This window comes from Bradyrhizobium sp. Crot121, from assembly GCF_059512385.1.
This window is the reverse complement of sequence record NZ_JCAMOR010000010.1, coordinates 107,236-128,021: the sequence shown is the minus strand read 5'-3', so window position 1 is coordinate 128,021 and position 20,786 is coordinate 107,236. Positions and strand designations below refer to the sequence as shown.

At 63.3% G+C, this 20,786-nt stretch carries 19 protein-coding genes and 2 pseudogenes; 13 read left to right on the top strand and 8 right to left on the bottom strand.

Going from position 1 to position 20,786, the window contains the following annotated elements; genetic code table 11:
* The first annotated feature begins 25 nt into the window (after positions 1-25).
* From AC5ZGW_RS12530 to AC5ZGW_RS12490, 9 genes are all read left to right on the top strand, one after another.
* On the top strand, positions 26-1,585 hold the full coding sequence (locus AC5ZGW_RS12530; protein WP_130225889.1) for a GMC family oxidoreductase: 1,560 nt from the start codon (positions 26-28) through the stop codon (positions 1,583-1,585).
* The gene (locus AC5ZGW_RS12525) at positions 1,582-2,988 is read left to right on the top strand and encodes an amidohydrolase family protein (RefSeq protein ID WP_130225890.1); all 1,407 of its coding nucleotides are present in this window, start codon (positions 1,582-1,584) and stop codon (positions 2,986-2,988) included. The genes AC5ZGW_RS12530 and AC5ZGW_RS12525 overlap by 4 nt, the downstream gene beginning before the upstream one ends.
* Positions 2,972-3,838 carry an aromatic ring-hydroxylating oxygenase subunit alpha gene (locus tag AC5ZGW_RS12520; RefSeq protein WP_130225891.1) on the top strand — a complete coding sequence of 289 codons (867 nt, stop codon included), beginning with the start codon at positions 2,972-2,974 and terminating at the stop codon, positions 3,836-3,838. The genes AC5ZGW_RS12525 and AC5ZGW_RS12520 overlap by 17 nt, the downstream gene beginning before the upstream one ends.
* Positions 3,839-4,023: 185 nt before the next feature.
* Positions 4,024-4,725, top strand: coding sequence for a septum site-determining protein MinC (gene minC, locus AC5ZGW_RS12515; RefSeq protein ID WP_130225892.1), 702 nt, complete (start codon positions 4,024-4,026; stop codon positions 4,723-4,725).
* A 21-nt stretch (positions 4,726-4,746) separates the two neighbouring features.
* Complete coding sequence (gene minD, locus AC5ZGW_RS12510) at positions 4,747-5,562, top strand: septum site-determining protein MinD (protein ID WP_130225893.1); 816 nt, start codon at positions 4,747-4,749, stop codon at positions 5,560-5,562.
* A complete protein-coding gene (minE, locus tag AC5ZGW_RS12505) occupies positions 5,562-5,846 on the top strand; it encodes a cell division topological specificity factor MinE (protein WP_028162659.1) in 285 nt (94 codons plus the stop codon). Before minD ends, minE begins: the two co-directional genes overlap by 1 nt.
* A complete protein-coding gene (locus AC5ZGW_RS12500; protein WP_130225894.1) occupies positions 5,843-6,142 on the top strand; it encodes a hypothetical protein in 300 nt (99 codons plus the stop codon). Before minE ends, AC5ZGW_RS12500 begins: the two co-directional genes overlap by 4 nt.
* Before the next feature lie 281 nt (positions 6,143-6,423).
* Positions 6,424-6,888, top strand: a complete 465-nt coding sequence (locus tag AC5ZGW_RS12495; RefSeq protein ID WP_130225895.1) for a (2Fe-2S)-binding protein — start codon at positions 6,424-6,426, stop codon at positions 6,886-6,888.
* A complete protein-coding gene (locus tag AC5ZGW_RS12490; protein ID WP_130225896.1) occupies positions 6,885-9,125 on the top strand; it encodes a xanthine dehydrogenase family protein molybdopterin-binding subunit in 2,241 nt (746 codons plus the stop codon). The genes AC5ZGW_RS12495 and AC5ZGW_RS12490 overlap by 4 nt, the downstream gene beginning before the upstream one ends.
* A 50-nt stretch (positions 9,126-9,175) precedes the next feature.
* Here the strand turns inward: AC5ZGW_RS12490 and AC5ZGW_RS12485 are convergent, their stop codons facing one another.
* The gene (locus AC5ZGW_RS12485) at positions 9,176-9,631 is read right to left on the bottom strand and encodes a DMT family transporter (protein WP_130225897.1); all 456 of its coding nucleotides are present in this window, start codon (positions 9,629-9,631) and stop codon (positions 9,176-9,178) included.
* A 135-nt stretch (positions 9,632-9,766) separates the two neighbouring features.
* Positions 9,767-10,483 carry an AraC family transcriptional regulator gene (locus AC5ZGW_RS12480; protein ID WP_130225898.1) on the bottom strand — a complete coding sequence of 239 codons (717 nt, stop codon included), beginning with the start codon at positions 10,481-10,483 and terminating at the stop codon, positions 9,767-9,769.
* Between the two features lie 174 nt (positions 10,484-10,657).
* On the opposite strand from AC5ZGW_RS12480, the pseudogene AC5ZGW_RS12475 reads away from it, so the two are divergent.
* The 4 genes and pseudogenes from AC5ZGW_RS12475 to AC5ZGW_RS12460 form a co-directional block, all read left to right on the top strand.
* Positions 10,658-11,065: pseudogene (locus AC5ZGW_RS12475) on the top strand (DUF305 domain-containing protein); the annotation flags it as partial.
* A gap of 84 nt (positions 11,066-11,149) precedes the next feature.
* A pseudogene (locus AC5ZGW_RS12470) lies at positions 11,150-11,602 on the top strand (YncE family protein); the annotation flags it as partial.
* A gap of 707 nt (positions 11,603-12,309) precedes the next feature.
* Positions 12,310-12,885, top strand: coding sequence for a QcrA and Rieske domain-containing protein (locus tag AC5ZGW_RS12465; protein WP_349645072.1), 576 nt, complete (start codon positions 12,310-12,312; stop codon positions 12,883-12,885).
* Positions 12,886-12,979: 94 nt separating this feature from the next.
* A complete protein-coding gene (locus AC5ZGW_RS12460) occupies positions 12,980-14,707 on the top strand; it encodes a methanol/ethanol family PQQ-dependent dehydrogenase (RefSeq protein WP_130225900.1) in 1,728 nt (575 codons plus the stop codon).
* A gap of 69 nt (positions 14,708-14,776) precedes the next feature.
* Here the strand turns inward: AC5ZGW_RS12460 and AC5ZGW_RS12455 are convergent, their stop codons facing one another.
* The 6 genes from AC5ZGW_RS12455 to AC5ZGW_RS12430 form a co-directional block, all read right to left on the bottom strand.
* Complete coding sequence (locus AC5ZGW_RS12455) at positions 14,777-15,040, bottom strand: hypothetical protein (RefSeq protein ID WP_130225901.1); 264 nt, start codon at positions 15,038-15,040, stop codon at positions 14,777-14,779.
* Positions 15,041-15,095: 55 nt separating this feature from the next.
* Positions 15,096-17,414 (bottom strand): xanthine dehydrogenase family protein molybdopterin-binding subunit, encoded by a 2,319-nt coding sequence (locus tag AC5ZGW_RS12450; RefSeq protein WP_130225902.1) that lies wholly within the window; start codon positions 17,412-17,414, stop codon positions 15,096-15,098.
* Between the two features lies 1 nt (position 17,415).
* Complete coding sequence (locus AC5ZGW_RS12445; RefSeq protein ID WP_130225903.1) at positions 17,416-17,868, bottom strand: (2Fe-2S)-binding protein; 453 nt, start codon at positions 17,866-17,868, stop codon at positions 17,416-17,418.
* A 529-nt stretch (positions 17,869-18,397) separates the two neighbouring features.
* Entirely contained in the window at positions 18,398-18,961 is a 564-nt protein-coding gene (gfa, locus tag AC5ZGW_RS12440; RefSeq protein ID WP_130225904.1) for an S-(hydroxymethyl)glutathione synthase, read from the bottom strand.
* Positions 18,962-19,099: 138 nt separating this feature from the next.
* Positions 19,100-20,209: an S-(hydroxymethyl)glutathione dehydrogenase/class III alcohol dehydrogenase gene (locus tag AC5ZGW_RS12435; RefSeq protein WP_028162648.1), complete on the bottom strand. Its 1,110-nt coding sequence runs from the start codon at positions 20,207-20,209 to the stop codon at positions 19,100-19,102.
* 44 nt (positions 20,210-20,253) lie between these two features.
* Positions 20,254-20,742, bottom strand: a complete 489-nt coding sequence (locus AC5ZGW_RS12430) for a c-type cytochrome, methanol metabolism-related (RefSeq protein WP_130225916.1) — start codon at positions 20,740-20,742, stop codon at positions 20,254-20,256.
* Between the last annotated feature and the right edge of the window lie 44 nt (positions 20,743-20,786).

The following is a 20,786-nucleotide window of genomic DNA, read 5'->3' as shown; positions in this document are numbered from 1 at the left end:
CAATTGAGCCAAGAATGCAACAGCCATGACCGCGCTCCTCCCCGCCTATGATTACATCGTGCTCGGTGGCGGGTCCGGCGGCGCGGTGGTGGCGCGGCGGCTGGCCGAACGCAGCGATGCGAGTGTGCTGCTGCTCGAAGCCGGACCGTCGGATGCCGGCATCGCCGCGATCGAGGATGCCGCGAACTGGACCGCGCTGCTCGGCGGCCCCTACGACTGGGGTTATCGCTACGCGCCGCAGCGCGAGTTGAACGATCGCAGCATCGCGATTCCGCGCGGCCGCGTGCTCGGGGGATCGTCGAGCCTCAACGCGATGCTGTGGTACCGCGGCCACCCCTCCGACTATGATGCCTGGGAGGCAGCGGGCGCTGTGGGATGGAATTTCCGTTCCGTGCTGCCTTACTTCCAGCGAGCTGAGGATTGGGAGGGCGGCGCCTCCGACTGTCGCGGTGCCGGCGGTCCTTTGCGCATCGAGCGGCCGCGCGATCCGCATCCGATCGCGCTCGCCATGCTCGCGGGCGCCGCCGAACTCGGCATCCCCGTGATCGACGATCCGAACGGCGCGAGCAATGAGGGCGCCAGCCTCGCCAATCTCAACGTCGGCGAAGGCAAGCGCTGGAGCGCGGCGCGCGGCTATCTCCGCCCCGTGGCGGAGCGGAATAATCTCACCATCCGCACCAACGCGCTCGCGATCGGTCTTTTGTTCGAGGGCCGCCGCGCCCGCGCGGTGCGCGCGATCATCGACGGCGCCATCGTTGAGACGCGTGCGGACTCCGAGATCATCCTGGCGCTCGGCGCGATCGACACGCCGCGGCTGCTCCTCATGAGCGGCATCGGTCCGGCGGAGGAACTCGCGCGGCTCGGCGTATCAGTCATTGCCGACCTCGCAGGCGTCGGCGAGAATCTGCAGGACCATCCGCTGCTGATGGGCATGAATTTTCGCGCCAAGGCGCCGCTCGGGCCGGTCCGCGACAATGGCGGCGGCAGCATGATGAACTGGAAGAGCGCTGCCACGCTCGCCGCGCCCGATCTCCACGCTTTCGTCGTGCAGGGCCGTCACGCCAACGATGAGGTTGCCGCGGGTTACGATCTCTCCGGCGACATCTTCGCGATGTCGCCGGGCTTGATGGGCTCGGCCAGCATCGGCCGCATGCGGCTCAACAGCGCCGAGCCGGGTGCGGCGATCGAGCTGCAGCCGAACTTCCTCGCCGAGCCCGCCGACCTCGAGGCGCTGATCGCCGGCATCGACACCATCATGGAACTCTCTGCTACCAAGGCCTTCGCCGATCTCATCGCGGCGCCGGCCGCGCCCACCCGTCTGCTATCGCGCAGCGAGAAGATCGCGTTCATCCGCATGAGCTGCTCGACCTTCTTCCACACCTGCGGCACCTGCGCGATGGGCGTAGGCGAGCGCGCCGTGGTCGACCCGGAGTTGCGGGTGCGCGGCGTCGAGGGCCTCCGCATCGCGGATGCCTCGGTGATCCCGATCATCCCGTCCTGCAATACCCATGCGCCCGTGGTGATGATCGGCGAGCGCGCCGCCGATTTGATCACCGGCATGAAACCTGCAGAGCAGGCGGCATGAACGCAAAGGACCAGATCATCGCCGCCGACTTCGTTCTCACCATGGACGAAGCCAACCGTGTTATCTCCGACGGCGCGGTGCTGGTGCGCGGCGCCCGCATTGCTGCGGTGGGCAAGAGCAACGCGCTCTGTGCCGCCGAGCCGGCGGCCGAGGTCACTTACCTCAAGAACTGCCTGGTGATGCCGGGGCTGGTGAACTGCCACATGCATTCCGGCTTCCTGCGCGGCACCGCCGAGCACCTGCCGGTGTGGGACTGGTTGCGCCTGCACATCAATCCGATGCATCGCGTGCTCCGGCCGCACGAGGCGGAGGCCGCGTCCTATCTCTGCTACGCCGAGAGCGTGCTCTCCGGCACCACCACGACGGTCGACATGTGGCGCTTCATGGATGGCAGCGCACGCGCGGCCAGCGCCATCGGCAACCGCCTCGTCGCGGTGCCCTATGTCGGCGAGCATCCGGACTACAATTATTTCGACACGCTCGACGACAACGAACGGATGATCGAGAGCTGGCACGGCAAGGAGGACGGTCGCATCTCCGTCTGGGTCGGGCTCGAGCATCTCTTCTATGCCGACGAAGCCGCGCAACGCCGCGCGGTCGAGATGGCGAAACGCCAGCGCACTGGTTTCCACACCCATTGCAGCGAGGCCTCGATCGAGGTCGCCGAGTTCGAGAAGCGCTACGGCAAGCGGCCGATGTTCGTGCTCGACGATCTCGGCTTGTTCGAGACGCCGCGGGCGATGATCGCGCATGCGGTCTGGCTCGACGACGCCGAGATCGCGCTGCTCGCCCGCCGCGGCGTTTCGGTCGCGCACAATCCCGTCAGCAACATGAAGCTCGCCAGCGGCATCGCGCAGGTCGAGGCGATGCTGCAGGCTGGCCTCGCCGTCGGCCTCGGCACCGACGGTGAGAAGGAGAACAACAATCTCGACATGTTCGAGGAGATGAAGGCGGCCTCGCTGCTCGGCAAGCTGAAGTCGCTCAATGCCGCAGCGCTGGATTCCTGGACCGCGCTGCGGATGGGCACGATCCTGGGCGCGCGCGCCATCGGCCTCGACCACGAGATCGGCTCGCTCGAAATCGGCAAGAAGGCCGACCTGATCGCGGTGCGCACCGACACGCCGCGGATGACGCCGCTGTTCGGCGAGGGACCCTATTTCAACCTGCAGCACAATCTGGTGCACGCCGTGCGCGGCGGCGATGTCGCGCTGACAATGGTCGACGGCCGGATCGTCGTCGAGGACGGCCGGTTGAAGACAGCCGATCTGCGCGCGCTGATCGATCACGTTCACGAGGTGGCGCCGGGATTGTTCGCGCGCCGCGCCGCCTGGCTCGCCGAGCACGTCCACGGCTCGGTGCAGTGGACCGGCGCGGCTGGGGGAGGCGATGGCCAAGACCACTGATCCCGTCGCGCTGAACGAATGGTACGCGATCGAGACATTGTCCGAGGTGACGGCAACGCCGCGCCTCACGCGCCTGCTCGGCCAGGATCTGATCATCGACTGCGACGCCGATGGCGCCCCGCGCGTACGGGAAATCGTCGCGGGTACACCGGCCGCGCCGCTGCCGACCCGCGAGCGCTATGGCTGCCTCTGGACCACGCTCGGCCAGCCGCGGCGCGAGATCTTCGACATCGCCGAGGCCGCGGAGGAGGACCGCCGTTTCGTGATTTGCGGCTGGGTCAAGATGCGCACTTCCGCGCCGCGGGTGATCGAGAATTTCCTCGACATGGCGCATTTCCCTTACGTCCATCACGACATCCTCGGCGCCGTGCCGCACACGGAGGTGCCGAGCTATGTGAGCGAGATCCGCCGCGACGTCGACGAGGTCTGGGCGAGTAATTGCCGCTTCTTCCAGCCGCGCATCGCGGTGACGGAATCATCAGGCGATTTCGTGCAGCTCACCTACCGCGTGCCGTCGCCGTTCACGGTGATGCTCTACCGGGTCTGCCCCTCGGCTCCCTCGCGGCTCGATGCGATCGCGCTGTTCATCCAGCCGATCGAGGAGGAACTGTGCCGCGCCCAGCCGGTGATGTTCCTGGTCGATGCGCAGTCGGCCTACAACGACATGCTGAAGTTCGAGCAGGTGATCTTTTCGCAGGACCGCATCATCGTCGAGAACCAGCGTCCCCTGCGGCTGCCGCTCGAGCCGCGCGCGGAAATCCCGACCCGGGCCGACGGCTCCTCCGTCGCCTATCGCCGGTGGCTCAAGGAAAAGGGCCTGCGCTTCGGCATCATCGCCGGATCGCCATGATCTCCTGAGATCTCTATAGGCGGGCTACGGCACTGATTCGCCGGCCGCCTCGTCATGCTGTTGCCCTCCGGTCCGCCGGGACAGGCCTTTTATGCCTTTATTCCGTGGAATGACAGGGCCGTTAACGGATGATTAACCATGGCTACCGATCATTAACCATTCGAAAAGGAGCTGAGTCGGCCGCGATGGACGCACCTGTGCAGTCAAACCGTCAACTGGTCCGCATGCGGGGCCGATCCTACGTTGCGTTCGTGTTTACCCCCGTGGTCCCGATCATGAACTGGCTCGGGGAAATCGACGCGACGCTCGCCCGTTCACCCGGATTCTTCGTCGGCAAGCCGGTGGTGCTCGACCTCTCGGCGCTGGACCTCAGCCAGAGCGCGATCCAGCATCTCGTTGCCAACCTCGAGCAGCGCAACATCCGCGTGCTCGGCATCGAGGGCGTCAGCCCCGACCATCTCACCAACAGCCTGCCGCCGCTGCTCACGGGCGGCCGGCCCTGCGGGCTCCCGCAGTCTGAGCCGCCAAAGCCGCAAACCAAGCCGGCGAAGCCGAAACAGACATCGCTGCTGCTCGACCAGCCGGTGCGTTCCGGCCAGTCGATCGTGTTCACGGATGGCGATGTCACCGTGCTGGGCTCGGTCGGCTCGGGCGCCGAAATCGTCGCCGGCGGTTCCATTCATGTCTATGGAACGCTGCGCGGCCGGGCGATGGCCGGCATCAACGGCAATTCATCGGCACGGATCTTCTGCCAGAGGATCGAAGCCGAACTACTGGCCATCGATGGCTACTACCAGACCGCAGAGGACATCGGCGAAAGCCTGCGCAGCCGGCCGGCCCAGGCGTGGCTCGAAGACGATTCCCTCAAAATCACAGCGCTGAATTGATCGACCAAAGGAGGAGAGAAAATGGCCAAGGTTTTGGTCGTGACGTCTGGGAAGGGAGGCGTCGGCAAGACGACGTCCACGGCTGCGCTCGGTGCGGCTCTTGCGCAAGCCGGACAAAGCGTTGTCGTGATCGACTTCGATGTCGGCTTGCGCAACCTCGACCTGGTGATGGGCGCGGAACGGCGGGTCGTGTTCGACCTCATCAACGTGGTGCAGGGCGTCGCCAAGCTCTCGCAGGCGCTGATCCGCGACAAGCGCCTGGAGAATCTGTGGCTGATTCCGGCGTCGCAAACCCGCGACAAGGACGCGCTCACGGATGAGGGCGTGCGGCGGGTCATCAACGAGCTTAGGACCAAGTTCGACTGGATCCTGTGCGACAGCCCGGCCGGCATCGAGCGCGGCGCGACGCTGGCGATGCGCTATGCGGACGAGGCGGTCATCGTCACCAATCCCGAAGTCTCCTCGGTGCGCGACTCCGACCGCATCATCGGCATGCTGGATTCGAAAACCGCCAAAGCAGAGCGGGGCGAGCGGGTCGAGAAGCACCTCCTGGTCACCCGGTACGACGCCTCGCGCGCCTCGCGCGGCGAGATGCTCTCGATCGACGATATCCTGGAGATCCTTGCGACGCCGCTGCTCGGCATCATCCCCGAAAGCCAGGACGTGCTGCGCGCATCCAATGTCGGTTGCCCGGTCACGCTGAACAGCACGAACAGCGCGCCGTCCCGCGCCTATATGGACGCTGTACGCCGCCTGATGGGCGAGACGGTGCCCATGACGGTGCCGGTTGAACGCAAGGGACTGATGAACAGGCTATTACGACGGAGGGCGGCATGATGAATCTCCTGCGGCTTATGAGCGGCCGCTCCGGCTCCGCGCCAGTCGCGCGGGAACGGCTGCAGATCCTGCTTGCGCATGAACGCGGGGTGGGTGGCAGCGGCGCGCCCGAACTGTTGGAGCTGCTGCGCTCCGAAATCCTCGCCGTGGTTTCCAAGCATGTGGATCTCGATCCGGAGAAGGTCGTGGTCAAGCTGGATCGGGGCAAATTTGTCTCGATGCTCGAGGTTGACATCGAAGTGCCCAATGCCGCGCAACGATCCAAGCTGGTGGCTGCAACATGACGGCGGACAGCGATAGCCATATTGCCTGGCAACGGGCGCAGGTCAGGAAGCACCGCGCTGCGCTCAAGGAATTGGAAATCGCCCGGTTCGGGGGGGCCGCTATCCCGACTTTCAACCGAAAAACCGAGCAAGCGATCAGCGAGCTGAAGCGGAAGATCATGGAAGCGGAGCGCTGCATCGGCGATTACGAGCGGCGAACCAAGCGGCCGCTGGCCACCGACGGGCGAAGCCTCGCAAGCGTGAGCTGGAGCCACTGGGACGCTAATGGCACCACGCCGCAGCGCCGCCGCGCCTGACGCTTCCGTAGCCTGATACTTTCGTAGCCCGGGTGAAGCGAAGCGCAACCGGGACGCCTGTATCCTCGTTTGCCGGCGGTCCCCGGGTTACGCTTCGCTCCACCCGGGCTACGATTGCATGCGGCTTGATGCCGCGCAACGCGCACACGCGTGTGTGAACTGCCCCCGAACCGCTATGACAGAGCCAGGGCTTTGGCATAGGCTGCTGTTGCTCTGACCAGAGCGGCAGAGAAAATGCGCATGCGATCGAGGATCGTCATCGCACGGGTTCCGGAGGTCGCATGCAGCTCATCGTCAACGGCAGGACGCATGAGGTTGACGTCGAAGACGAGATGCCCCTGCTGTGGGTCTTGCGCGACGTGCTTGACGTCACCGGTCCCAAATATGGCTGCGGCATTGCGATGTGCGGGGCCTGCACAGTGCATGTCGGTGGTGAGCCGGTGCGTTCCTGCTCACTGCCGGTCGGCGACGTCAAAGCCGACGTCATCACGATCGAAGGATTAGGCACACCGGCGGCGCTGCATGCGGTCCAAAAGGCGTGGGTCGAGCATCAGGTCGCGCAATGCGGCTACTGCCAATCCGGCCAGATCATGTCGGCCGCCGCGCTGCTCAGCGCGAACGGCAATCCGAGCGACGACGATATCGATGAGGCGATGTCCGGCAATCTGTGCCGCTGCGGTACTTATCCGCGCATCCGCGCTGCGATCAAGACCGCAGCGCGTGAACTCAAAGGCCGCCCGACATGAGCAGGGCCGGCACCATCGCGCGGCGCACCTTCCTGATCGGTACTGCTGTGATCGCAGGCGGCGTCGCGTTCGGCGTCTATGCCTATAAGCGCGAGCCGATCAATCCGCTGCTGAAGGAGCTTGGCGACGGGCAAGCGGCGCTGACGCCTTACGTGCGCATCGACCAGGCCGGCGTCACCATCATCACGCCGCGCGCCGATCTCGGACAGGGTGTCGCGTCAGTGCTTGCGGCTTTGGTCGCCGAGGAGCTCGATATCGCCTGGAACGACATCAGGATCGATTTCGGACCGCCGAGCAGCGCGTACTATAACGGCATCGCCGCCGCCGAGGGCCTTCCCGTTCCGGCAACCGACGACAGCATCAAGGCGCGCTCCGCGCGCGTCGTGGGCGACGCGGTGAGCAAGTTCCTGGGGCTGCAGATCACCGGTGGATCGTCGTCGGTTGCCGATGCCTATGAGAAGATGCGCATTGCCGGCGCGGCTGCTCGCGAAGTCCTGTTGCAGGCGGCAGCGATGCAGACCGGAATTCCAAAGCACCAGTTGAAGACCAGGGACGGCAGCGTGATCACGCCGCGCGGCGAGGCGCTGAGCTACGCGTCGCTGGCAGCGGAAGCCGCCAAGATCGAACCGCCGCGCAAGGTCCGGCTGAAGCCGGAGTCGGAGTGGCGCTATCTCGGCAAGCCGATGCAGCGCATCGACATCGTCGCGAAGTCGACCGGCACAGCCACGTTCGGCATCGATATCAGCATGCCCGGCATGGTCTACGCGACGGTTCGCGCCAATCCTTCCATCGGCGGCGGCATCAAGGGATATGACGCGAGCGCGGCGGAGAAGGCGAGGGGTGTCATTGCGGTCGTGCCGATCAGCGGCGGCGTCGGCGTGATCGCCGACAACACCTGGCGTGCCTTCCAGGCGGCGGAATTGATCAAATGCGATTGGGGCCCGGCGCCCTATCCTCCATCCAGCGCAGCGATGTTCGAGACGGTCGCGGCGTCCTTCACAGGCGAGCGCCAGGATAGCCGGCTCAAGGATGAGGGCGATGTCGAGACGGCGCTGCAGGGCGATGGCGCGATCGCGGCCGAATACAAGGTGCCATATCTCGCGCATGCGCCGCTCGAGCCGATGAACGCCGTGGTCCAGCTCAAGGACGGACGGCTCGATATCTGGACGGCCACGCAGATGCCGCTGTTCTTGGTGGCGGCGGCGGCCGAAGTCAGTGGGCTCGCACCTGACAAGATTCACCTTCATTCGCTGATGTCGGGCGGCAGCTTTGGCCGGCGCCTCGAGGACGATTATGTCCGCCAGGCGGTCGAGCTCGCAAAGGCGCATCCCGGATCTCCGATCAAGATGACCTGGAGGCGCGAAGAGGACATGACCCACGACTTCCCGCGCCCGCTCGGCATGGCGCGCATGCGCGGCGCGGTCAGGGATGGCAAGGTCGAAGCCTATGACCTCAAGGTCGCCTGTCCGTCGGTGACAGCCTCTCAGATCGGGCGGCTGCAGATGCCGACCTTCGGACCTGATATCGCGATCGTGGCGGGGGCCTGGGACCAGCCGTTCCGGATTCCGCATTATCGCGTCACCGGCTATCGCGTGCCGGAGTTGGTGCCGGTGAGCTCCTGGCGCTCGGTCGGCGCGTCGGCAAACGGCTTCCTGCACAATGGCTTCCTCGACGAGTTGATCCACGCGGCGGGCGCCGATCCGCTGCAGGAACTGATCCGGCTATGCTGGCACGAGCCGTCGCGCAGAGTGCTTGCCACCGTGGGCGAGATGTCGAAATGGGGCAGCGCTACAGGCAAGGATCGCGGCCGCGGCATCGCGTTCACGCTGTCATTCGGCGTGCCGGTGGCCGAGGTCGTGGAAGTCTCGAACACGCCGCGCGGCATCCGGATCGACAAGGTGTTCGTCGCCGCCGATGTCGGCAAGGTGCTGGACCCGACCAATTTCGAGAACCAGGTTCAGGGCGCTGTGATCTGGGGATTGGGCCACGCCGTCAATTGCGAACTGACCTTCAAGGACGGCGTCGCCGAGCAGACGAACTTCGACGCCTACCAAGGCTTGCGCCTCAATCAGGCGCCGGCGATCGAAGTGCGCGCCGTCGACAACGGCAGCCCGATCCGCGGCATCGGCGAGCCCCCGGTTCCTCCCGCCGCGCCAGCACTCGCCAACGCCATCTTCGCCGCCACCGGCAAGCGCATCCGCGAGTTGCCGCTGAACAAGCACATCGATTTCGTGTAGCCGCGCCTCGTTGTTCCGAACCCAGCCGAAGTCAGTATTCGCTCCGTCAATCAGAAACGGACCAAAGTGACGCCGAGAACGAGAAGGGCTGCACCGGCGAGCCGGACCGGGTTTGCTGAATGTTGCGGAATACCAAGAACGCCGAAATGATCGAAAGCCAGTGATCCGATCATTTGACCGACGACAATCAAGGCAAGCACTGTCGCGGCACCGAGGCGAGGCACCATAAGAATAGCGGTTCCGATGAAGATCGCACCGAAGATGCCGCCTGCCCATGAAATGAAGGAGGTGCGCACGACCATGGCGGCCGACAGCCATGGTTGATCGGAGATTGTAGCAGCCGCCAGCATGACTATCGTGCCGACGAGATAGCTGATGAACCCTGCCCACCAGGGGGAGTCCAGCTCTGTCCGGAGGTTCGAGTTGAGAACTTGCTGGAATGCGACGCTGACTCCCGCGCCCACCACCACGAGACAGAACAACACGTTGACATAGCCTCCTGGCATCGCACCACCTCATCAAATGGGTATGAGCCGGTGCCATGAGTGGCTATCGCCGCAGTCGAGTGACTGGCTCTCCGCGCTCTATCGCGCCTCCATTAAGGGAGCCGGATCGGCGCGTCTGGAATGTTTGTGACAGGCTCAGCCCAAGCGGTATTGGCCCGGCGTAACGCCAAAGATCCGCCGGAACCATCGACCGAGATGGCTCTGGTCGGCGAACCCGGTTTCCGCCGCGACCGCGGCAATGGTCTCACCGGCACGCAGCAATTTGCGCGCCCGATTGAGCCTGCTCGCGAGCCTGAAGGCGTGAGGAGGCATACCGGCACGCCGGGTGAACATGCGGGAAAAGCCTTCACGGCTCATTCCCATTCGCGCCGCGATCTCTCCGACGGGTTTATCGCAGATGGTGCGAACGGGCGCGGCAGGGCTGGCCAGCATCTCATCCTGGCGGTGTTCGCGGATCACTGCAATGAGGTCGTTCCATCGAACTTGATCGGATTTGCGCCACTGGCGTTCGATTTCCTTCAACATCGGGCCGACCGCATATCTCCCCGCGGGGACATAGGCATTAAGGCAGACCACTCCGGCAGGTTCTGCGATGGAACGATGAGGAATGCCGGCAGGAATCAGCGTGCCCTGGCCAGCAGCAAGATCGATGACGTTGCCTTCAACGACAAATCTTCGCCTGCCGGAAAGAACGAACGTGATCTGGTTCTCGTCGTGGAAATGCGTCGGCAGACCTACCTCGCGACCGTGCAGGGTGCCCAGCTCTACAACGTGCTCCGCCATTGGGCGCCAATAGGTCCATCTGCCGCTGGACGTGGCTGGCACATCACTGTTGAGGAAAAGACGCTCCATATTGGTTCATCTACTGCCATTCGGTTCTGAGCGCCAACGTTTATGTGATCGGCCCGTTTGGCAGCCCTTCGGAATAAGACGCGCCTGCACGCGTCACACCCCCACAACCCAATCAATATGGAGGCCAGAATGCGTAGGCCATCGTTTCACGGCGCCGTGACGGCACTGTCAGGTATGCTTCCGAGACCAGGTCCAGGCACTGCGGTTCTTGGCGCGCGCCTTCTCATCGCGCTTTCTCTTCCGTCGCATGTGCTTGCGCACGAAGCCCACCAGCCTGCGCAGCCGGCAGTTGCCGCCGACGAGGCTCCGTTTTGGAAAGAGAACGAGGCTGCGATGACCAGGATGATGAACGACATGGAGATCAAGCCGACCGGCGATGTCGATCGCGATTTTGTGGCGATGATGTCCCCTCATCATCAAGGCGCGATCGACATGGCGATCAGCGAATTGCGCTACGGCAAGAACGAACAGTTACGGCGCATCGCGCAGGAGATCATCGTCGATCAGATGCAGGAAATCGCGGCTATGAAGCTTGCGATCGGTCAGCCGGTGACGGATGCCGCGCCTGCTCCCACACAACAGTAACCGGCTTCGACACCGGTCGAACATCACCACTCAGGCATGCCGATGGACATGTCATCGGGAACGAAGAAGTAGGAGCAAACCATGACGATCTGGAAAAGCCTTCTCCTTGCCGGTACGATGCTTGCGACCTGTTCCGCCGCGTGGGCAGGACAAGCGCCCGGCGCGCTGTCCGCGCCCGATGTGCCGATCAGCCATCACGACCGCGTTTACGCGGCGGAGCAATTCTCGAATACGGTCTCGGTGACGGACCCCCTCGATAACAAGCTCCTCGGCGTGATCAGGTTGGGCGATCCGCAACCCGTTAACTTCAGCCCGCTCTACAAGGGGCAGGTTCTGGTCCACGGAATGGGCTATTCGCCCGATCATCGCACCCTGGCGGTGGTCTCGATCGGATCGAACTCGGTAACCTTCATCGACACCGCGACCAATGCCGCCAAGCATGTGACCTATGTCGGCCGATCGCCGCATGAAGCATTCTTTACGCTCGATGGCCGCGAGGCCTGGGTCACCGTGCGCGGCGAGAATTACATCTCACCATCGCAAACAGCACTCCAACGGAGTATGCCGGGTTACGTTTGGTAAGCACGAAAGAAGTGATGAGCGATACGGTCACCACCGAAAGCCATGGACACCCCGACAACGTCACGAGCCGCCAAGCTCGTCGCAATGATAGGGGCCACGGCAATCGGATTTCATCAGGGCCAGCGGTCATAAGCCCGCACCAACAGGCCGGACATATGACCGAAGCAGACCAGCTCGTTCGATACTTCAAAAGGTGCTTGCCAATTGGGGCCGTCCACATATGACGATGTGAATGCAGCGTCGTAGGGTGGGCTAAGCGCAGCAGGCCTACCATTGCGAGCGGAGTGCTGATGGTAGGCACGCTGCGCTTAGCCCACCCTACAATCGCGCGTCTCTCGCGAGCGTGAGCGCGGATGTGTTAGCGGGCTAATACGTTCGACGCTCTCACCTGCATCCGCATCGCACACGTTCCTTGGCGCGCCGCACAAATTCAGGAGCGTCCAACCTGATCCGAAAAATCATCATTGCATTGCTGCTCGCGCGTGATGTGATGAGGGCTTGAGCATCGCGGCTGCTGTCGACAACGAACGGCAAGAGAAAAAACCACCCGCTGCAACGGAGTCATTGATTGCCTTGTTTTCGGCAGAGTTCCGGCGCTCATTTGCACCGGGTCTGAATTCAAGCTCGGTGTTACACCTCAACTCAAGATGGAACTCGAGATGCACCATCCAGACCAGACACGTCGTTCGCTTCTGAAGGTTCTTGCCACCGGCGCCTGCGTTGCGGCCGCCTCGCCTGTTGCGGCGCAAGAGGATCAGCCCGGCAGCAGCGATCGGCCGAAGAAGGGCGATCTCCTCGTTATCGCCGAAGGCGACCGCGCCGGCCAAGTCATCAAGTCCGACGACCTCAAGCTAGGCGGCCCTCCGGTACGCGCCTGGCCGAAGGATCCCGCCACCTCGGTGGTCCGCAAAGGTTCGCGTTTGAATGAAGTGCTCGTCATCAGGCTAAATCCCGATGAACTCGATGATGACACGCGCGCGCGTTCGGCCGACGGCATCGTCGCCTATTCAGTGATCTGCGCGCATGCCGGATGTCCGATCACCGGTTGGGTGAAGGCGGCCGAAAGCGACCAGAAGGTCCTCAAGTGTTTTTGCCATAATTCCGAATATGACCCGCGGCACAACGCGGACGTCGTGTTCGGGCCGGCAACCCGTCGTCTGGCGGCGCTTCCGTTGGCTCTTACTGACGGTTCGCTCACAGTGTCTGCGGCGTTCGTAGGAAAGGTAGGTGTTTGAGGCGAAGGATCAGGCAACGCGAACGAATTGGAGTTATGCAACTAAAAGTTGCGAAAGGTCGTAAATGAAAAACAGAGCAGGGAGGTAGCATCTAATGAGCAGGAAACAATGGCTTCTTACGAGTGCAGCGGCGTTCGCGTGCCTTGTCTCAACCGCCGCGGTGGCTGGCCCGATCGAGAATTACAGCCCGGTGACCTCGGCGCGTCTCGAAAATCCCGAGCCGGGCAACTGGATGCTGTATCGGCGGACCTATGACGGGCAGGGCTATAGCCCGCTCGAGCAGATCAACACCTCGAACGTCAAGAGCCTGACGCCGGTATGGACCTTCTCCACCGGCGTGATCGAAGGCCACGAGGCGCCGCCGATCGTCAACAACGGCGTGATGTTCGTTGCAACCCCGATGGGGCAGGTGATCGCGCTCGACGCCAAGACCGGCGACGAATATTGGCGCTACAAGCGGCAGCTTCCCGAGGACCTGTTCCAGCTGCATCCGACCAGCCGCGGCGTCGGCCTGTGGCAGGACAAGCTCTATCTCGCCACGACGGATGACCATGTGGTTGCGCTCGATGCCAAGACCGGCAAGGTGGTCTGGGATACGAAGGTGCAGGATTACAAGAAGGGCCAGTATATGACCCTGATGCCGCTGATCGTCGACGGCAAGGTCATCGTCGGCGGCTCCGGCGGCGAATTCGGAGTCCGTGGTTATGTCGTCGCATATGACGCCAATAGCGGCAAGGAGCTGTGGCGGACCTTCACTATTCCCGCCCCCGGCGAGCCCGGCAGCGAGACGTGGAGCGGCGACGACTGGAAGACCGGCGGCGGATCGGCCTGGATGACCGGCAATTACGACAAGGACACGAAGACGATCTATTGGGGCGTCGGCAACGCCGCACCATGGCCCGGCTCGGCGCATGCTGGCGACAACCTCTACACCAGCTCAGTGCTCGCGCTCGATCCGGACACCGGCAAGATCAAGACCCACTTCCAGTATCACCAGAACGATTCCTGGGATTGGGACGAGGTTGAAGCGCCGATCCTGGTCAACGTGGAACGGGAAAGCCGTCCGTTCAAGGCGCTCATTCACCCCGGGCGCGATGCGATCTTCTGGGTTCTCGAAGCAAAGCCCGATCGCATCAACTATGTGACCGGCTGGCCGTTCGTGTACACCAATGTCTGGAAGGGCATCGAGAAGGAGACCGGCAGGCCGATCGTCGATCCCGAGCACAAGCCGGTGCTTGGCAAGCGGGTCGAATTCTGTCCGTCGCTGTGGGGCGGCAAGGATTGGCCGTCGGCGGCCTATAGCCAGAAGACCAAGCTCGTCTACGTTCCCGCCAACGAGAACTTCTGCGGCGGCTTCTCCGGCGAGAAAACGCCGCTGGTTCCCGGCCAGCTCTGGCTCGGCACCAAGCCGGAGGATATCGGTCTGACCGTGCGCCCCGGCGCCACTCACATGGGCGAGTTGCAGGCTTGGGATCCAGCCAGCGGCAAGAAGGTCTGGTCGCACACCTTCCCGAAATCGCAACTGTTCGGTTCGGTGCTCGCGACCGCGGGTGATCTGGTCTTTGCCGGAGGCACCAACGATCGCAACTTCCGCGCCTTCGATGCCAAGAGTGGCGAGCTGCTGTGGGAGCAGAAGACCAATTCCGGCATCATGGGCATGCCGATGTCCTATGAGGTCGACGGCACGCAATATATCGCGATCCAGTCGGGCTGGGGCGTCGACGCGCAGCGCATCCAGGATGCCTTGGCCACCCAGAATGTCGGCGTGGAGAACAACGTTCCCCAGGGCGGCGTCGTCTGGGTGTTCGCGGTCAAGAAATAGCGCCGCGGCGGAGCGGGGGGACAAAGCGGCGGACCGAAAGGTCCGCCGTTCTTTATTAGGAACAGGAAATTACTTGCCTTTGTTGTCGACCTTCGCCTTCTCGTCCTCGTTCATCTTCTTGATCGTCGGGTCGCGGCTGGCTTCGCCCGTGGTCTGGTTGGTGGTCGCCGGTGGGGCGTTGTTCGGCAGGGAATTCTGCTCTGCGGGCGTCTTCGCCGGCCGGGTGGCAGTTGCAGGTGGTGACGTGTTCGCTTGTGCGTTCGCCGCCTGCGTATTCAAAAGAAAGGCGCCCGCCAGTAGCGACACCGCGAGCGCCGGGAAATTGTGTTTCATCGATCTGTCTCCTCTCCAGATCGATGAAACGGTTGGTGCGAGCTTGCGTTCCGCCTCATGCCTCCAGTTGCTTGCCGATCGGCATCGCCCGGATACGTTTTCCGGTCGCGGCGAAGATCGCGTTGATCAGCGCCGGCGCGAACGGGGGGACGCCGGGTTCGCCGACGCCGCTCGGGGGCGTATCGGGGCTGGCGGGCGGCACGATGTAGACATTGGTCACGGCAGGGGATTCGTCGATCCGGATTACCGGGTAATCGTCGAAATTGCCCTGCTGCACCTTGCCGTCCTTGAAGGTGACCTCGCCATATTTGGCGAGGCTCAGGCCCATGATCGCCGCGCCCTCGATCTGCGACTGGATACGCTCGGGGTTGACATAGGTGCCGCAGTCGATCGCGGTGTCGACCCTTGGCACCGTCAGCTTGCCCTTGTCGTCGACAGCCACCTCGATGATGGTCGCGATGTAGCTGACGAAGCTCCTGTGCACCGCGATGCCGAGGCCATGGCCCTTGGGCACGGAGCGTCCCCAGCCGCCCTTGTCGGCAACCACTTCGACCACCTTGCGCAGCCGCGCGGTGTCGATCGGGTAGCTGTCATAGGGCTCGCCGTAGTTCCAGGGATCCTTCACCGAGGACAGATTGACGATTCGCGGCGAACCGATCAGCTCCAGCAGCATATCCTTCGGATCGCGGTTGGTGGCCTGGGCGATTTCGGCGACCATGGACTGCACCGCGAACGCGCGCGGGATGTTCGAGACCGAACGGAACCAGCCGATGCGGGTATGTGCGGCCGCTTCCGGATTCTCGCACTGCAGGTTGGCGATCTCGAACGGATTGTCGATCAATCCCATGCCGAGCTCGAACGGCGCCTGGTGAACGGTCCCGGCGGCGAACGTCGAGGCGATCGATGGAGCCACGCTGCGATGGCGCCAGGCGATCACCTTGCCACTCTTGTCGAGACCGGCCTCGATCCGCTCGACCGAGACGGTGTGGAGGAAGTCGTGGCGCACATCGTCTTCGCGCGTCCACTGCACCTTCACGGGCACCCCGAGCTCCTTCGAGAGCAGCACGGCCTCAAGCGCGAAGTCGCATTTCGACTTGCGCCCGAAACCGCCGCCGAGCAGCGTGACGTTGACGGTCACGTTCTCCTCGGGAATGCCGAGCGTCTTGGCGACGTCCTCGCGCGTTCCGCCCGGGCTCTGCACGGGGGCCCAGACCTCCGCCTTGTCGCCCTTGACGTTGGCGACCGCGACCGGCGGTTCCATGCTGGCATGGGCGAAATGGGGCAGATAGTACTCGCCGACGATGACCTTGTCGGCGCTCTTTAACGCCGCCTCGACGTCGCCTTCCTTGCGTACGATGAGGCCTGGCTTGCGCGCGGCTGCCTCGAGCTCGGCACGATAGGCGACCGAGTCGTATTTGGCATTGGCGCCGTCCTCCCAGGTCACCTTCAGCGCGTTGCAGCCCTTGATCGCCGCGCCGGTGTTGCGTGCGATCACGGCCACCCCGCCGAGCGGCTGGAATTTCGACGGCCACGGCCATCCCCTCACTTCCATCACCTTCTCGACGCCGGAGACCTTCAGCGCGTCGGCGGGGTCGAAGGAGGCGAGCTTGCCGCCGGTCACCGGCGGACGCGCGATGACGGCATACTTCATGCCGGGCAGCCGCACGTCGGCGCCATAACGGGCCGCACCCGTCGTGATGTCGTGCAGGTCGACAATGCTGATCTCGCCCTTGCCGAGGTAGCGGAAGTCCTTTGGGTTCTTGAGCTTCAGGCCTTCGATGCTTGGAACCGACTCCTTTGCCGCATCGGCCGCCAGCTCGCCGAAGCCGAGCTTGCGCCCGCTTGCGCTGTGGACGACTTCGTGATTGGCGGCCTTCACCTCGCCCGCTGGCACGCCCCAGCGTTTCGCCGCGGCCTGCTCCAGCATGGTGCGAGCCGAGGCGCCGATCTGGCGCATCGGGATCAGATAGTGCCGCGTGCTGCGCGAGCCGTCGGTGTCCTGGTTGCCGAACTTGACCTCATCGCCATGCGCCTGCTGGACGCGGACGCGCGACCAGTCGGCTTCAAGCTCTTCGGCCACGATCAGCGGCAGGCTAGTGCGCACACCGGTTCCCATCTCGGAGCGGTGCGCGACGATCGTGACGATGCCGTCAGGCGCGATCGAGACGAAGACACGCGGGTCGACCACGACGCCGTGCGGCATCTTCCCCGCGCCGGTGTCGTAGGCAAAGCTCGGACGTATCATCACAGGTGCAGCGAGCACGAACCCGCCGGCCAGCCCTAAGGTCTTCAGGATGCTGCGGCGCGAAACGTTCTCGATCTTGATGTGCTTCTCGAAACCGCGAAGCTTGTTGGGATTGGTGAGGATATTCATGTCACACCCCCGTCGATGCGAGATGAACCGCGTTCTCGATCCGCTGGTAGCAGCCGCAGCGGCAGATGTTGCCGGACATGGCTTCGCGGATTTGGTCGTGCGACGGTTTTGGATTGTCCGCCAACAGCGCGGCGGCCTGCATGATCTGGCCGGCCTGGCAATAGCCGCATTGCGGCACGTTGACCTGCCGCCAGGCCTTCTGCACCGGGTGATCGCCGGTCGGGTGCAGGCCCTCGATGGTGGTGATCTCGCGGCCGGCCGCATCCGACACCGAGGTGATGCAGGCGCGCACCGCCTGCTTGTCTATGATCACGGTGCAGGAGCCGCACAGCGCCTGACCGCAACCGAATTTGGTGCCGGTGAGCCCGACTTCGTCACGGATGAACCAGAGTAGCGGAAGATCGGGATCGCCATCCCAATTCTGTTCCTGACCATTAATCTTCAACTTGACCATGATCGTCCCTCGCTCTTCTTAAGCTGTTGATGTCTGCAGGCCACGAGCGAGAACATATTTCTCCCTGCGCTCGCGACCACTTCTGGGTCTCGTGCGGCGGGCAGGTCCTTGGAGATGTTTAAGGAGAGCCCGTTGCACGATCGGTAGTCCGTGTCCGGCTGCTCCTTTGCTATGTTCAAATGAAATGCGCCGCCCGCGCGCATCGAGAAAAACAAATGTTATCAGAAACCGATGCGACAGTGACTTCACAGCCCGGTGTTCTGCATTTGCCGTTTGTCAAAAGCGGGGCCGACCGTCGGTGATGTTAGATCGTCAGGATATTTTTGCAAACGCGGCCGACGAAAAATTCACCGCCGCGAGGCAGACGCGGATCGGGAAAAGGCGGAACTGACTTAATTTACGGGAGCAATATGAAGGATGGGCGCGTGCAGCGGAAAATGCTGCGGTGCAGGCACGGATGGCACCGCTGGCGGTCAAGCACCGCCAGCGGGAGCGCGGGCAAATCAGGCAGCCTTGTTAAGCGGCCCTATCAGGCAGCCTTGGATTTCGCCACGTGAGTCGCGATCGCATCCATCAGTGCCGGCGACAGGCAGTCATAGGGCTCGAGTCCCAATTCCTTCAGCCGGCCGCGGATCGCCGGCATATCCTCCGGCTTGGCGCCGGACTCGATCACCGACGAGACGAACGCAGCAAATCCCGGCGCCGCCGAGCCGCTTTCCTGGAAGAGTTCGGGATGGATGAAGTCAAGGCCGTAGAACGGATGCGCCTTGTTCTCGATCCGCCCATACATATGCGTGCCGCAATCCTTGCAGGCATAGCGTTGGATCACGGCCGCGGGGTCGACGATCTGCAGCTTGTCGCCGTTTTCCAGCACCGTCAGGTTCTGTCTCGGTACCACCGCAACGACCGAGAACATCGCCCCTTCCGGCTTCCAGCATTTGGTGCAGCCACAGGCGTGGTTGTGGGCAACGTCGCCCTTGATCTCGACCTTCACCGGTCGGTCCGAGCATTTGCAGACCAGCGTGCCACCGGCAAAGCTGCCGGAACCCTTCTGGATGCCGTTGTCAATCGACGGGTGGAGATGAACAGTCATGGGTCAATCCTCCTGGTGTTTGACACGTTGATTCTGGAACGGGGCATCGTGATCCCGTTCCACCTTTTGCTGGAGCATGACCCTTCCGGGGAGCCGGGTCCGCTTCCGCCGACCTGGCACTCCGATTCGGATCACGCCCTAGTAGACGACGACCGAACGGATCGACTTGCCCTCGTGCATCAAGTCGAATCCCTTGTTGATGTCCTCGAGCTTGAGCACGTGGGTGATCATCGGATCGATCTGGATCTTTCCGTTCATGTACCAGTCGACGATCTTCGGCGTGTCGGTGCGGCCGCGCGCGCCGCCGAAGGCCGTGCCCTTCCAGACCCGTCCGGTGACGAGTTGGAACGGCCGGGTCGCGATCTCCTTGCCGGATTCCGCAACGCCGATGATCACGGAGACGCCCCAGCCGCGGTGGCAGGCTTCCAGCGCCTGGCGCATCACATTGGTGTTGCCGGTGCAGTCGAAGGTGTAATCGGCGCCGCCATCGGTGAGGCCGACCAGGTGCTGGACGATATCGCCGCCGACTTTCGTCGGATTGACGAAATGCGTCATGCCGAAGCGGCGGCCCCAATCTTCCTTGGAGTCGTTGATGTCAACGCCGATGATCTTGTCCGCGCCGACCATCTTGGCGCCCTGGATCACGTTGAGCCCGATACCGCCGAGGCCGAACACCACGACGTTGGAGCCTGGCGTGACCTTGGCGGTGTTGACCACGGCGCCGACGCCGGTGGTCACGCCGCAGCCGACATAGCAGCTCTTGTCGAACGGAGCGTCCTCGCGGATCTTCGCCACCGCGATCTCCGGCAGCACCGTGTAGTTCGAGAAGGTCGAGCAACCCATGTAGTGGTAGATGGTCTGGCCCTTGTAGCTGAAGCGCGAGGTGCCATCCGGCATCACGCCCTTGCCCTGAGTGGCGCGGATCGCGGTGCAGAGGTTGGTCTTCTGGCTCAGGCAGCTTTTGCACTGCCTGCATTCGGGCGTGTAGAGCGGGATCACGTGATCGCCCGGCTTCACCGAGGTCACGCCTGCACCGACCTCGCGGACGATGCCGGCGCCCTCATGGCCGAGGATGGAAGGGAAGATTCCCTCACTGTCGAAGCCGTCAAGCGTGTAGGCGTCGGTATGACAGATACCGGTCGCCTTGATCTCGACCAGGACTTCACCGGCCTTCGGGCCTTCCAGGTCGAGCTCGACGATCTCAAGCGGCTTCTTGGCTTCGAATGCGACGGCAGCGCGTGTCTTCATGTTGATCTCTCCGTAAAGCGTGTTGTCGCCCGCGCTCCGCAGCTTCAATTCTTGCCCATGCAGGAATCTTCCGCCTGCTTATAGGCGGCGGGCTTCTCTTCATGCTTTGCGGGGCGTACGCGCCCCACCGCGTCATTGGCGCGGGCGCGCAGGTAGACATAGAGGTCGTCCATGTAGCAGGCGACGTTTGGATTGTCACCGAACGCCGGCATGACATTCTCCTGTGCGGTACTGACGTTCTTGCGGCCGCTGGCGACGACGCCGAGGAAATCGGCGTAACTCATGGTCTTCAGCGAACTCGCCAATGCCGGTGCATAGGTCGAACCCATGCCGTCCGGGCCATGGCAGACATGGCATTCGGAATGATACCGCCGATATCCGGAGTAGGTGTACCAATCCACCGTCCCGTCGGCTGCGACCTTGTAGGTCGGGTTACCTTCCTTATCCAGATATTTGCCGTTCTCTTCCTTGACGGCGGTCGGATCGACCGCATCGTCGGCAAAGGCGAATCCTCCAGATACGGCGATGATCATCGCCGCAACCACAAACCAGCTTTTACGCAAGAGCATGTCCTCGA

Bases quoted from the DNA above. Each gene is read 5' to 3' on its own strand.
- AC5ZGW_RS12445 (WP_130225903.1), bottom strand. From the start codon at position 17,868: ATGGTCAAGTTGAAGATTAATGGTCAGGAACAGAATTGGGATGGCGAT.
- AC5ZGW_RS12490 (WP_130225896.1), top strand. From the start codon at position 6,885: ATGAGCAGGGCCGGCACCATCGCGCGGCGCACCTTCCTGATCGGTACT.
- AC5ZGW_RS12485 (WP_130225897.1), bottom strand. From the start codon at position 9,631: ATGCCAGGAGGCTATGTCAACGTGTTGTTCTGTCTCGTGGTGGTGGGC.
- AC5ZGW_RS12530 (WP_130225889.1), top strand. From the start codon at position 26: ATGACCGCGCTCCTCCCCGCCTATGATTACATCGTGCTCGGTGGCGGG.
- minD (WP_130225893.1), top strand. From the start codon at position 4,747: ATGGCCAAGGTTTTGGTCGTGACGTCTGGGAAGGGAGGCGTCGGCAAG.
- AC5ZGW_RS12520 (WP_130225891.1), top strand. From the start codon at position 2,972: ATGGCCAAGACCACTGATCCCGTCGCGCTGAACGAATGGTACGCGATC.
- AC5ZGW_RS12480 (WP_130225898.1), bottom strand. From the start codon at position 10,483: ATGGAGCGTCTTTTCCTCAACAGTGATGTGCCAGCCACGTCCAGCGGC.
- AC5ZGW_RS12500 (WP_130225894.1), top strand. From the start codon at position 5,843: ATGACGGCGGACAGCGATAGCCATATTGCCTGGCAACGGGCGCAGGTC.
- AC5ZGW_RS12455 (WP_130225901.1), bottom strand. From the start codon at position 15,040: ATGAAACACAATTTCCCGGCGCTCGCGGTGTCGCTACTGGCGGGCGCC.
- AC5ZGW_RS12525 (WP_130225890.1), top strand. From the start codon at position 1,582: ATGAACGCAAAGGACCAGATCATCGCCGCCGACTTCGTTCTCACCATG.
- AC5ZGW_RS12435 (WP_028162648.1), bottom strand. From the start codon at position 20,209: ATGAAGACACGCGCTGCCGTCGCATTCGAAGCCAAGAAGCCGCTTGAG.
- AC5ZGW_RS12495 (WP_130225895.1), top strand. From the start codon at position 6,424: ATGCAGCTCATCGTCAACGGCAGGACGCATGAGGTTGACGTCGAAGAC.
- minC (WP_130225892.1), top strand. From the start codon at position 4,024: ATGGACGCACCTGTGCAGTCAAACCGTCAACTGGTCCGCATGCGGGGC.
- AC5ZGW_RS12450 (WP_130225902.1), bottom strand. From the start codon at position 17,414: ATGAATATCCTCACCAATCCCAACAAGCTTCGCGGTTTCGAGAAGCAC.
- AC5ZGW_RS12430 (WP_130225916.1), bottom strand. From the start codon at position 20,742: ATGATCATCGCCGTATCTGGAGGATTCGCCTTTGCCGACGATGCGGTC.
- AC5ZGW_RS12465 (WP_349645072.1), top strand. From the start codon at position 12,310: ATGCACCATCCAGACCAGACACGTCGTTCGCTTCTGAAGGTTCTTGCC.
- minE (WP_028162659.1), top strand. From the start codon at position 5,562: ATGAATCTCCTGCGGCTTATGAGCGGCCGCTCCGGCTCCGCGCCAGTC.
- AC5ZGW_RS12460 (WP_130225900.1), top strand. From the start codon at position 12,980: ATGAGCAGGAAACAATGGCTTCTTACGAGTGCAGCGGCGTTCGCGTGC.
- gfa (WP_130225904.1), bottom strand. From the start codon at position 18,961: ATGACTGTTCATCTCCACCCGTCGATTGACAACGGCATCCAGAAGGGT.